The 11,974-nt window shown below is 35.1% G+C and carries 11 protein-coding genes; 3 read left to right on the forward strand and 8 right to left on the reverse strand.

The annotated features are described in order from the left end of the window. Nucleotides 1–184 precede the first annotated feature (184 nt). Nucleotides 185–3,268: a DNA polymerase III subunit alpha gene (dnaE, locus tag ACFVR1_RS15705; RefSeq protein WP_387585352.1), complete on the reverse strand. Its 3,084-nt coding sequence runs from the start codon at nucleotides 3,266–3,268 to the stop codon at nucleotides 185–187. 15 nt (nucleotides 3,269–3,283) lie between these two features. Beyond that, complete coding sequence (locus ACFVR1_RS15710) at nucleotides 3,284–4,213, reverse strand: DHH family phosphoesterase (RefSeq protein WP_387585353.1); 930 nt, start codon at nucleotides 4,211–4,213, stop codon at nucleotides 3,284–3,286. Between the two features lie 93 nt (nucleotides 4,214–4,306). Between ACFVR1_RS15710 and ACFVR1_RS15715 the strand changes: the two genes are divergently transcribed. Continuing rightward, the gene (locus ACFVR1_RS15715; RefSeq protein ID WP_387585355.1) at nucleotides 4,307–4,615 is read left to right on the forward strand and encodes a YtpI family protein; all 309 of its coding nucleotides are present in this window, start codon (nucleotides 4,307–4,309) and stop codon (nucleotides 4,613–4,615) included. A gap of 27 nt (nucleotides 4,616–4,642) precedes the next feature. Here ACFVR1_RS15715 and ACFVR1_RS15720 read toward each other — a convergent pair whose 3' ends face one another. Next, nucleotides 4,643–5,950 carry a DRTGG domain-containing protein gene (locus tag ACFVR1_RS15720; protein ID WP_387585356.1) on the reverse strand — a complete coding sequence of 436 codons (1,308 nt, stop codon included), beginning with the start codon at nucleotides 5,948–5,950 and terminating at the stop codon, nucleotides 4,643–4,645. A gap of 247 nt (nucleotides 5,951–6,197) precedes the next feature. Beyond that, nucleotides 6,198–6,878, reverse strand: a complete 681-nt coding sequence (locus tag ACFVR1_RS15725) for a metal-dependent hydrolase (protein WP_387585357.1) — start codon at nucleotides 6,876–6,878, stop codon at nucleotides 6,198–6,200. A 114-nt stretch (nucleotides 6,879–6,992) separates the two neighbouring features. On the opposite strand from ACFVR1_RS15725, the gene ACFVR1_RS15730 reads away from it, so the two are divergent. Further along, nucleotides 6,993–8,087 carry a M24 family metallopeptidase gene (locus ACFVR1_RS15730; RefSeq protein WP_387585359.1) on the forward strand — a complete coding sequence of 365 codons (1,095 nt, stop codon included), beginning with the start codon at nucleotides 6,993–6,995 and terminating at the stop codon, nucleotides 8,085–8,087. 294 nt (nucleotides 8,088–8,381) lie between these two features. Here ACFVR1_RS15730 and crcB (ACFVR1_RS15735) read toward each other — a convergent pair whose 3' ends face one another. The 3 genes from crcB (ACFVR1_RS15735) to ald all read right to left on the reverse strand — a co-directional run bounded on the left by crcB (ACFVR1_RS15735) (nucleotide 8,382) and on the right by ald (nucleotide 10,287). Next, nucleotides 8,382–8,729, reverse strand: a complete 348-nt coding sequence (gene crcB, locus ACFVR1_RS15735; RefSeq protein WP_387585361.1) for a fluoride efflux transporter CrcB — start codon at nucleotides 8,727–8,729, stop codon at nucleotides 8,382–8,384. Continuing rightward, entirely contained in the window at nucleotides 8,726–9,097 is a 372-nt protein-coding gene (gene crcB, locus ACFVR1_RS15740; RefSeq protein WP_387585362.1) for a fluoride efflux transporter CrcB, read from the reverse strand. Before crcB (ACFVR1_RS15740) ends, crcB (ACFVR1_RS15735) begins: the two co-directional genes overlap by 4 nt. Before the next feature lie 74 nt (nucleotides 9,098–9,171). Continuing rightward, nucleotides 9,172–10,287, reverse strand: a complete 1,116-nt coding sequence (gene ald / locus ACFVR1_RS15745; protein WP_387585364.1) for an alanine dehydrogenase — start codon at nucleotides 10,285–10,287, stop codon at nucleotides 9,172–9,174. Nucleotides 10,288–10,505: 218 nt separating this feature from the next. Here ald and ACFVR1_RS15750 point away from each other — a divergent pair, with 218 nt between their 5' ends. Beyond that, nucleotides 10,506–10,958 carry a universal stress protein gene (locus tag ACFVR1_RS15750; RefSeq protein WP_387585366.1) on the forward strand — a complete coding sequence of 151 codons (453 nt, stop codon included), beginning with the start codon at nucleotides 10,506–10,508 and terminating at the stop codon, nucleotides 10,956–10,958. A gap of 142 nt (nucleotides 10,959–11,100) precedes the next feature. On the opposite strand, the gene ACFVR1_RS15755 is transcribed toward ACFVR1_RS15750, so the two are convergent. Further along, nucleotides 11,101–11,304: a hypothetical protein gene (locus ACFVR1_RS15755; protein ID WP_387585367.1), complete on the reverse strand. Its 204-nt coding sequence runs from the start codon at nucleotides 11,302–11,304 to the stop codon at nucleotides 11,101–11,103. Nucleotides 11,305–11,974: the final 670 nt, after the last annotated feature.

Here is an 11,974-nt window from a genome sequence, read left to right on the forward strand (position 1 = left end):
ATTAATTACAAAGTGGTCTGACCACTGATAGTTAATAGCATACAAAATAATTGTCAAAACGTAAAGAAAAAACTGTACAAAAACGTATATGCGAGACTCCTGCAAAAAAAAATGCATATCAAAACTCTTTTATGAGTCTATAATCTGTACTGTACTAAAATGTATATACTAAGCTGAACAATCCTTAGTTATTAGAGCGAATCCCAAAGTCATTTGATATTAATTTGGTTATTATTTGAGTTCTTCCATTGCGACGTTCAAATTTTCCTTCTATCGTAATGATCGAATGCTCTTCTAATAACAAATTGAACTTTGCATATTCTTCTGGAAATAATGTTACGGAAATACTCCCAGTTTCATCTTGTACATTCACAAATGCCATGGACTCTCCTTTTTTCGTTCGAATTCTTTTTATTTCTTGAACGAGACCAACTATTTTTACTTTCCATTCTTTTTGGGACTGTTGGACATCCCATATGCTATTAATTCTTTCTTGAATATTTTTTTTCACAGAAACTGTTGGATGTTCTGAAAAATATTGTCCTAGCACTTCTTTTTCAAATTGAAGCTTATTCATTAAAGGTAATGGTTCAGATTTTATATATTTTGATTTTCCAAAATGAAAAGTGTCCCCACCAAACAAATCGTTTTCTTCTGTGGGACTTACAAGCTCTGCGTATTTTACTGCAGGATCTAAAGTTGCTAGTAAAGTGGACCTTTCTTCCTTAAACTCATCCATGGCACCAGCTTTAATAAGTGGTTCAATATTCTTTCGATTAAAGTGGATAGCTGTTAAATCAGATGCAAAATCAAAAATATCATTCCATTTTGTAGATTTATTTTCCCTTTGCTGTAGTAATTTTTGTGTAAAAGAATGAGAAACTCCTTTAATCGCATGTAAGCCGAATCTTACTGCTCCATTCTCTACAGAAAAAAAAGGTTGGCTTCTATAAATGGATGGAGGTAGAACGGTAATACCTTTTTGTTTCATCTCAATTACAAGCTTATTTATTTTTTCTTGATTGCCCATTGTGGTGCTTAATAATGCACAGTAAAACTCGACAGGAAAGTTTGCTTTTAAAAAAGCCATCTGATACGAAATAATACTATATGCTACAGCATGACTTTTAGGAAATCCATAATCCGCAAAACGAACGATTAATGCATATACAGAAGACGCTGCCTCCTCTGTATGCCCAAGTAGTTTTGCTTTTTGAACAAAATGAATTCTTTCTTTTTGAAGTACTTCTCGATTTTTTTTACTTACTGCTCTTCTAAGTAAGTCAGCTTCCCCAAAAGTAAAACCAGCCATTTGTGAAGTGATTTGCATGATTTGCTCTTGATAGACGATGATACCATATGTTTCTTTCAAAATAGGTTCTAATACTGGGTGTTCATAAGTAACAGCTTGCAGTCCTAATTTTCTTTTTGCATATAAGGGGATACTTTCCATTGGTCCTGGTCTGTACAAAGCATTTACAGCTACAATGTCCTCAAACTTTGTCGGTTTAATTTGTTTTAGTGCATTTCGCATTCCTTCAGATTCTAGTTGAAATACACCTGTTGTATCTCCTCCTTGTAACAGCTGGAAGGTACGCGCCTCATCTAAAGGAATAGCATCTAACGTCACTTTAGAATCTTTTTTATAGTTGATTAGATTTAAAATACGCTCGATGATCGTTAAATTTCTTAAACCTAAAAAATCCATTTTTAACAAGCCAATCTGTTCAATTTCTTTCATTGGCCATTGAGTTAAAAATATATCATCATGTCCCATTTGAATAGGTACTACATCCACAAGAGGAACAGGTGAAAGAATGATACCTGCAGCATGCGTGGAAGCGTTTCTTGGTAATCCTTCTAATGCAAGTGCTACCTGAAACCATTTCTTACGTAATTCTTCCGTTTCGATAAATTCTCTTAATTTTTGTGATTGTTCATATGCTTCTTTTAGTGAAATGCCCAATTTTGATGGAATAAAATTAGAGATTGCCTCGAGTGTGGATGATTCAAAACCAAAAACTCTTGCCACTTCACGGGCAACCGCTTTTGCTGACAAAGTCCCAAACGTAATAATTTGTGATACATATTGTTTGCCATACTTTTCAGCTACATATTGTATTACTTCCATTCGCTTGGAATCCGCAAAATCAATATCAATATCCGGCAAAGTAATACGTTCTGGATTTAAAAAACGTTCAAATAAGAGACCATATTTAAGTGGGTCCACGTCAGTTATGTAGAGTGAATATGCAACGAGTGAACTTGCCGAAGATCCTCGACCTGGTCCTGTTAAGATTCCTGCCTGTTTCGCAAATTTCATAAAATCTTGCACAATTAAAAAGTAATCTTCATAATTCATCTGACCGATGATTTGAAGCTCGTAATTTAAACGTTCCATATACTGAGATGTGATACTTTTCACCCGATTTTTTAATCCTTCTTCACAAAGTGCACGTAAATAATCCTTTGCTAAAACAGATTGGGGTAGATGATACTTAGGCATATATTGCGATGGCTGTTCAAAAGAAACCTGACAACTTTCTAACATTTTTTCTGTGTTTTCTAGCCACTCTGGAACATCTGAAAACCAATCGAACCATTCTTCTCTACTTAGTACATGGAATGAATCGTCGGAAGGTTTTAGACGATTATGATCAGACATTTTGACCGATTGATCCATTGCATTTAATACCTCAAAAGCAAAAGCATCCTCTTTCTCTAGGTATCGACTCATATGATATGCAGTAATGGAAATTGAAAGACTTTCCACAACAGGTATAATCTTTTTCTCTAATTCTAATTTTTTCCCATTTGGACGTTCTATTCCTGCATATAAATTGGTCTCACCAAATATTTCAACTAATTCGACCACCGCATCTTCAGTAAAGGAATTTTCACATTTATAGACAACGATCAATCCATTTTTATATGCTTGGATCCACTTTTTAGGAAGTTCAGAAAGTTCTCTTGTTTCCAAGCTACTCGATATTTTTAAAAGGTTTTCATATCCTTTATTATTTTTAGAATAAATAATAATAGAGCATAGTTGAGACTCTAGTCTTAAATTAACCGAGAGTCCAATAACCGGGTGAATTTGATGTTTTCTTAATTCATGCCAAAAAGGCAACAACCCATACAATCTGCTGTTTGTAATGGCGGCCGCCTTTGCTTTATTCATTTTCAATTTTTGGATGAGTTGTTCCAATTGAATTGTACTTTTCAGCATATCCGCCGAGGTTACAATTTGTGGATATACTGTTTCCATATACGTCACCTCAATTTACAACTTTTTCAAATCTTCGATTACAAGATCTGCTTCCTCCCATGTTTTTACAGAAGCTCCTGAAGCAAGCGGATGTCCTCCGCCACCATATTTTTTTGCTATTACATTTATAATCGGACCTTTTGAACGAAGACGTACTCTGATTTCTTTTGTATCTTCAATAAAGAATACCCAACATTTCATTCCTTTGACATCTGCAAGAGAGCCTACTAATAAAGAAGCCTCAGATTCAGCAACATTATATTTCTTTAAAATCTCAGATGTCAATTTAACAAATCCTACTCCATTTTCATCCATGTTAAAGTTTTCATATACATATCCTTTTAAATGGAGTAAGTTTCTATCTACTTCATACATTCCATTAAAAAGTTCCGTACGATCAAATCCATAAGAAAGAAGCTCTCCGGCATAAGTCATTGTTTGCAAAGTTGTACTTTGAAACATAAATCTACCAGTGTCTCCAACGATTCCAGCAAACAGTAATCTTGCAATACTTGCGTTCATTTTCCAACCTTTATATTCCTTCGCTTCATCAAATAATTCACAAATCATTTCACTTGTAGAGCTTGAGTTAGTATCCACCCATAAAAGGTCTCCATATGCATCATCATTTGGATGATGATCTATTTTAATGAGTGTTTTACCGAGTTTGTATCTCTCATCATCTATTCTTTCTGTATTTGCTGTATCTGTAATAATAATTAGAGCATCTTTAAAATCATCGTCAGTAACAGTATCAGGATAAGCTAAGAAATCTAGTGTATTTTCATGATATCCTGTTGCTAATACTTTTTTTTGTGGATAATTAAACGAAATTAACTCTTTCAACCCAATCTGGGATCCATATGCATCTGGATCAGGTCTTACATGTCGATGAATTATTATTTTATTATATCCTTCGATTGTGTCAATGATTTGTCTTTTCATTTCATTTCCTCCACTTAATCAAGTTTACTATTCGCATTTTCACAAATTACCCTTTACAATGATGGAAGCTTATTTTTTTATTGGAGGTTCATTATGATTCTTAATGGAATATTTATACTAGCTATTGTTGTTTCTTTTGTGTGGTATTTTTACTTTAAAACAAAACAGTTTCGCACTACACTACCTATTCGAAAAAAATGGTTTTCAGCGAAGGCTTCTGTTTGTTTAGGTGCATTTTTGTTATTTTTTGGTTTGAACTTTTTAATTGTCTTCCCTTCGTCCGTTACTTATGTAATTTCTGCTTTGTTTATCCTACTTGGCGGTTATTTTATGTATTACAATTATAAAGTATTCAAGCATTACGGACAATTTGTCGAGGAAGAACTAAGTTTAAACAAATGATGCAGCTCAAGTGCTGCATCATTTTTATTAACGTTCTAAAAGTTGGTACGTTATCATTGCTTTCCCCACTAGCTGCTTGTCATTAAATACCTCTAAATCCATTTTTGCAACTTTACGACTCATCTCTAACACTTTGACTCCTACACGAAGAATACTTTCTAATTGTATTGGCTTCGTATAATAGATAGTCATATTTTCAACTACGCTTTCTCCACGTTTACGAATTTTCAGCGTTTGAGATCCAGTTTCAGTCAAAAGAATAGAAAAGGCTCCATAAGACATATTCCCGTAATGATCTGTCATTTGAGGTGTAACGACAAACTCAAAAATGAATTCCTCCATAGAAATTAGCTTTATTTGCTGTTTTACTATATCATCGATTGTCTCTCCGTTTTGCGGTTGTCTGGAGGCAGCTTGCAATGCTTTTAGTACATCTTGTCTACTAATTACACCTTCTAATATATTGTTGTCTTTCACTACAGGTAACAAGTCGATCCCTTCCCAAATCATTCTATGACTTGCAGAAGCAACACTTGTTTTCAAAGTTATAGCAATAGGATTTTTCGTCATCACTTTCTCCACAAGTTCATGACTCTCTTTACCAATAACATCTCTCGCTGTTACGATACCAACTAATTTATTGGATGTATCTACTACTGGAAACCCACCGTGAGTCGTTAATTGGTTCAATTCCCGATAGCGCTTTACGAAATCATTTGTCTGAAGAAACGACGTATCTTTTAAAGGAATATATATATCTTCAATAAGCAAAACGTCTTTTTTTATGAGTTGATCGTCTATTGCACGATTAATCATCGTGGCAACTGTAAACGTATCATAGCTTGTTGAAATTACAGGTAACTCTAAAACATCTGCCAATTTTTTTATTTTCTCGGATACATCAAAGCCACCCGTTACAAGTACTGCTGCTCCAGCATGCAAACCATGTTCATGTACTTGGAGTCGATTTCCAACAATCAGTAAATTGCTAGGTTCGACATAACGCATCATATCTTCCACCTGCATAGCACCAATAACAAATTTGTTTAGTGTTTTATATAGTCCCGCTTTTCCACCTAAAACTTGTCCATCTACTATATTGACTACTTCTGCAAATGTTAAACGTTCAAAATGCTCTTTTTTCTTTAATTCAATTCGGATTGTTCCGACACGTTCAATTGTACTAACAAGTCTTCTTGCTTCTGCTTCTTTTATCGCACGGTATGCTGTTCCTTCACTTACAGTTAGATCTTTAGCAATTTGTCTAACAGATATTTTATCTCCAACGGGGAGCTTTTCTATATATGCTAATATTTGCTCATGTTTTGTTGTCATGTAGTCACATCCAAACGATTGTTATTCGTTCCAGACTGTTGACAAACGCTCGCATTCTTCGTTAGTGGTACTTAGCTGTAAACCCATGACCTAAAAGTGCATGAGCTTCCGCCTCGTACTGGCGTGCCGCTAACGACAAGCATTCTCATGTCAGTCGAGGGAGCCATCTCCGAATATTGTTTTGCCTACATATCTAAACGATTGTTGTACGTTTATTGTACCACATTTATCTAACATTCTTTGCAAGCTACAGTTCTACAATCCCACCAGCATTTAGAATTTGAACTTCGGAAGTAGTTACTAATTCTTTAAAATGCATTGGGTCTTGTTGAATGACCGGAAAAGTATTGTAATGAATTGGTACTACTACACGCGTTTTTAAAAGTTTTGTCGCATAAGCAGCATCTTCAGGTCCCATTGTAAAATTATCACCGATAGGTAAAAAGGCAACATCAATATTATTTCGTGCGCCAATCAATTGCATATCCCCAAATAGACCGGTATCTCCTGCATGATAAATAGTCTTCCCCTCTGCCGTAAACAAGATTCCTCCTGGCATTCCTGTATAAATAGTCCCGTTATCAGGAGTATCAAATGAAGAACTATGAAAAGCATGGGTATATTTAACTTTTCCAAATTCAAATTGATAAGCCCCACCTAATCCCATTTCATGGGTAGCAATCCCTTGCGTTGCTAGATATTCTGCAAGCTCAAATGGAGCAATAACAAGTGCATTGCTTCGTTTTGCAATATCGATTGTGTCTCCAACATGATCATTATGACCATGCGTTAACAAAATAGCATCTGGTTTTTCCTCAGAGGCGATTAAATCCGTCAATCCATTACCTGAAATAAAAGGATCAATTAATATTGTATATTTCCCTGTTTTAATTTTCACTACTGAATGCCCATGATAACTGATTTGCATTTTACATACACTCCTTGTAAGTTGTTTTTTTCTCTTATATTTCATTCAACGTTAATGCTAGAAATCCTTTATTCTGTTATCCTTAACTTATAAATTTAAAAAAGAGGTGCTATGATGAAACAAGTAGAAAAGATTCAGAACTATTTACAATCTAGCAATATTGATGCTGCTTTCATAACGACTCCAGACAACGTTTTTTATTTTACTGGATTTAGAAGCAATCCGCATGAACGTTTGCTTGGCGTTTTAATTTTCAAGGAAGCGACACCATTTATCATTTGTCCACAAATGGAAGTTCCTGATGCATTGGCAGCTGGATGGACTGGTGACATTGTTGGACATCAAGATACGGAAAATGCTTGGGATATTCTTGTTCAAACAATTAGCAATAAGGTCGGTGTAATCAATTCTTTAGCGATCGAAAAAGCTCATATGACTGTGGAACGTCAAGAAGCTATTCAAGAAAGAATTCCTTCTATACAAATTTCAAGAGTGGATGAAAAGATAAATGAATTACGTGTTATTAAGTCAGAGGAAGAATTAGTCAATATGCGAAAAGCTGCTGAGCTGGCAGACTACGCTGTTGAAGTTGGATGTAAAGAGATTGCAGAAGGAAAAACAGAGTTAGAAATCTTAAATGCAATTGAGTTAGCAGTGAAAGAAAAAGGTGCTTCTCAAATGGCATTCGACACAATGGTACTAAGTGGCCCAAAAACAGCATCTCCTCACGGTAATCCTGGAGATCGTAAAATTCAAAAAGGAGATTTAGTATTATTTGACCTTGGTGTTATATACAACGGTTATTGCTCTGATATAACACGCACAGTAGCTTTCGGAGAACCCTCAGCTGATAAACGTGAAGTTTATGAAACTGTTCGCCGTGCCGAAGAAGCTGCTGTAAACGCAGTAAAACCAGGTATAACTGCAATGGCACTTGATAAAATTGCGCGCGATGTAATTACTGAAGCAGGATATGGTGAATATTTCACACATCGTTTAGGACACGGACTTGGAATTTCTGTACACGAATTCCCTTCAATCACTGGTGTGAATGACATGAAATTAGAAACTGGTATGGTATTCACAATCGAGCCAGGCATCTACCATCCTGACATTACTGGTGTGCGTATTGAAGATGACGTTGTTGTTACCGAAGACGGCGTAGAAGTGCTTACAAAGTTCCCGAAAGAATTAATTATTTTATCTTAATTTTAGCATGTATTACATTACCCGCAGTACAAAATGAACTTAGACACATATGTAAAGGAGACCTTCCATCAATGATACATGGAAGGTCTCCTTTTTTATGGAGCGCTTAATATGTCTAGAGCACAACTCATACACTAATTTCCTACATTAAAATCAAATACCTCCTACACTTTATACAGACATGTGTAGGAGGTATTATTGGTTCACAAGCCTATTGAATTGCAGTCAATTGTCAGAATAGTGCAGAATTGTTTCTATCACAGGGACGCTTCACTCTATGTGCTTCCTCTTATCTTATTTACCAATAAAATAACCCAAAAATGCTAAGCATAATCCTCCTATATATGTAATCAAGAAATACAGAATCCATTTTCGAGGAAATTTCTGAAGTGTGATTAATTCCTTATTTAAAGTAGAAAAAGTTGTAAATGCCCCTAAAAATCCAGTACCTATAAGTAATATATAAATTTCATCTAAACGAACACTAACGATAAATCCTAATAAATATGAACCGATTAAATTAACGAAAAGTGTTCCAATAGGTATTTTATCTGCCACGTTTTCATTTAACTTTTGAGCAAAATAAAATCGAAGGATAGCTCCTAAAAATCCACCTATGGCTACAGTAACAAGTGCAGTCATCTTGTCACCTCATGTTTCCAACCTAGATTACTCATTACAATCCCACCCACTACACTAATCAATATGTATAAAACAGCAAATACAATTTCCCCTTGCTGCAATAATTTCACTGTTTCTACACTAAAAGCAGAAAAAGTTGTAAAAGAACCTAGAAAACCTGTAGTAATAGCTGTCTGCACATTGGGTGAGAATTTACTTTTACGAAAAACAGACGAAGTTAAAAAAGGAAGAAGATAACAACCTACCAGATTTACTATTAGTGTTGCAAAAGGGAAAATTGAATGTGTATAAAGCATAAGTCCAATTGAATATCTCGTTATAGCACCTAATGCTCCCGCTAAACCAACAAATAAATAAGCCAATTGCATTCACTCCATTTTTGTTTTCAAATAACAGAACACCCAAAGTGATGAATAACCTTTGGGTGTTCAAAAAATATTTATTAATTTAAAAGTGTAGCAACGTCTACGTAAGGAAGTCCTTGTGCTTCTGCAACCGCTTTAAATGTAACGTGACCAGCTAATGTGTTAATACCTTTTTGTAATGCAAGGTTATCCAAGCAAGCTTGTTTATAGCCTTTGTTAGCAATTTGAAGTGCATAAGGAACAGTTGCATTAGTTAACGCCATTGTTGATGTTCTTGGAACCGCTCCTGGCATGTTAGCAACTGCGTAATGAACTACTCCATGTTTTTCATAAGTCGGGTTGTCATGAGTTGTAATACGGTCAGAAGTTTCAAAAATACCACCTTGGTCAATTGCAATGTCAATAACAACTGAACCTGGAGACATGGATTTAATCATTTCTTCCGATACAAGTTTAGGAGCTTTAGCACCAGGAATAAGAACAGCACCTACTACTAAATCTGCTTCCTTCACTGCATGTCCGATATTAAATGGATTCGAAATTAATGTTTGAACATTTCCACCAAATAGATCTTCTAATTGACGAAGACGATCGGCGTTTAAATCAATAATAGTAACATCTGCACCCATACCTACTGCTACGCGAGCTGCATTTGTACCAGCGATACCTCCACCAACTACAGCAACTTTCGCACGAGGAACTCCAGGAACTCCTCCAAGTAAAATTCCTTTTCCTCCATGGATTTGTTCTAAGTATTGTGCACCTATTTGTGTTGCCATACGACCTGCAACTTCACTCATTGGTGTTAGCAATGGCAATGAATTATTTGGAAGTTGAACCGTTTCATATGCAATAGCTGTCACTTTCTTATCAAGTAACACCTTTGTTAACGCTTCTTCCGGAGCTAAATGTAAATATGTGAAAAGAATAGATTCTTCACGGATAAGCGCATATTCTGCATGAGTTGGCTCTTTTACTTTCATTACCATCTCTTGGTTCCATGCTTCCTCTGCAGTTTGTACAATAGTTGCACCTGCAGCAATATAATCTTCATCAGTAAAGCTTGAACCTAGTCCTGCACCAGTTTCAATAATTACTTCATGATTATTATGCTTTAAAGTAACAACTCCAGCAGGTGTCATAGCCACTCGGTTTTCGTTATTTTTTGTTTCTTTTGGTATACCAATACGCATTTCCATATCCCCTTATGTATATATTTTTAAGAGATGACTCATATGAAATGAATCATTAAAACATCTTCATTTTATCATTTATATATTAATAATGCTTCATTAATTTAAAAATTATACGAGAAAAGTTCTCAATAACGCTTTTATAATAAAAAAATAGGAGGAATACAGAAATAAATCTCGAATTATATAAATATAATAAGAAATAGGAGGTTTTAAAAATGACATTAAAATACAAACAAATTCTAGTTGCGGTTGATGGTTCAAAAGAAGCGGAGTTAGCTTATAAAAAATCAGTTTCGATAGCAGCAAGAAATAATGCAACATTAAATTTAGTCAACATCATTGATACAAGATCATTTGCCGCAATTGAAGCATACGATCGTTCTATAGCCGAAAGAGCCCAAGTATTTGCAGAAAATTTACTAGAAGTCTATAAAAAAGAAGCAATTGCAGGTGGAGTTAAAAATGTAAATGTAATCGTTGAATATGGTTCTCCAAAAACAATGATTTCAAAAGATATTTCAAAAAAAATAGAAGCTGATTTAATCATTTGTGGGGCAACTGGACTTAATGCTGTAGAGCGATTCCTTATAGGAAGTGTCTCTGAATACATTGTACGCTCATCCTCTTGTGATGTTTTAGTAGTTCGTACTGAGGAAAAAGAAGATTAATCTTTGGAAAATGTCTTTTAAGAGAATGACGGTTACATTATTACCTTGAAAATTATGGGGCAGGAAGTGACTGTCACTTCTTGCTCTACTTTTTTTATGACCTTCTTTGTTTTATAAAAAAAAGAGTTGCTTAAGTGTTTTATTATTCTGCTATTGGTTGAATTTGAATTTTTAATACCTTATCAAAGTTAATAAAAACTACAACATCATCATATGGATTAATTTTTATTACTCCTGAAATTTGAGAAAATAATTTACTTAAAACATGTTCCTCACTAGAACCTTGAATTTCCAGTTCATAACTCTCTTCATTCTCTAAAACTATTGATACGCCATAATTTTTCATAATAACTCGTACCTCCTTCTATTCTACTGACATAATAAGAGAACAATCGGGTCTAATTCCTGAGTGCTTTGAACGAAACATTTGCTCCTGCGGTTACCATCGCAAAAAAATTGGATACACTATTACAGGTGGACTTTGAGGAGTTGGAATTGACTGAGTCACTTCACGTTCCATTTTCTCGGTAATCTTGTGTCGAATATTTTGTGGGACCATCATGCTTTTGGTTTGGATAATTAGAGAAAAAAAATACTTCCCTACTCTTTTAAAAGATTCCGAAATTACCAGTTAGGAAGCTCTTCCCTTCATTATCGGTAGATACTACCTATTTTTCTCTGGTTCCACTTGCCCTATTGATAAACAAAATAATGTACAAGTTTATTATTTCGGCGAAGCATATTGTCTTTCTTATTTACACTGTTGATTGGAGCGAAAGGCGGCGACTCCTAGGGGACTAGCAAGCAAATCAAGACCCTGGACGAGCGTAGCGAAATTAATTTCTGCGAAGAGCTTTGCGCAGGAGAGAAAATCCAAATAAAGTAATTAACTTAAAAGGTGATTATTGATAAGTCCGCTTTTTTAGTGTTCATTGTTGCTTGGAGTGCAGGTGCTCGACTCCTGCGGGAATAGCAGATGTTTTTCTGCACCGAAAGCGAAGCGGCAGGTGCATGAG

Origin of the sequence: Psychrobacillus sp. NPDC058041 (genome assembly GCF_042885655.1) — a bacterium.
GTDB lineage: Bacteria > Bacillota > Bacilli > Bacillales_A > Planococcaceae > Psychrobacillus.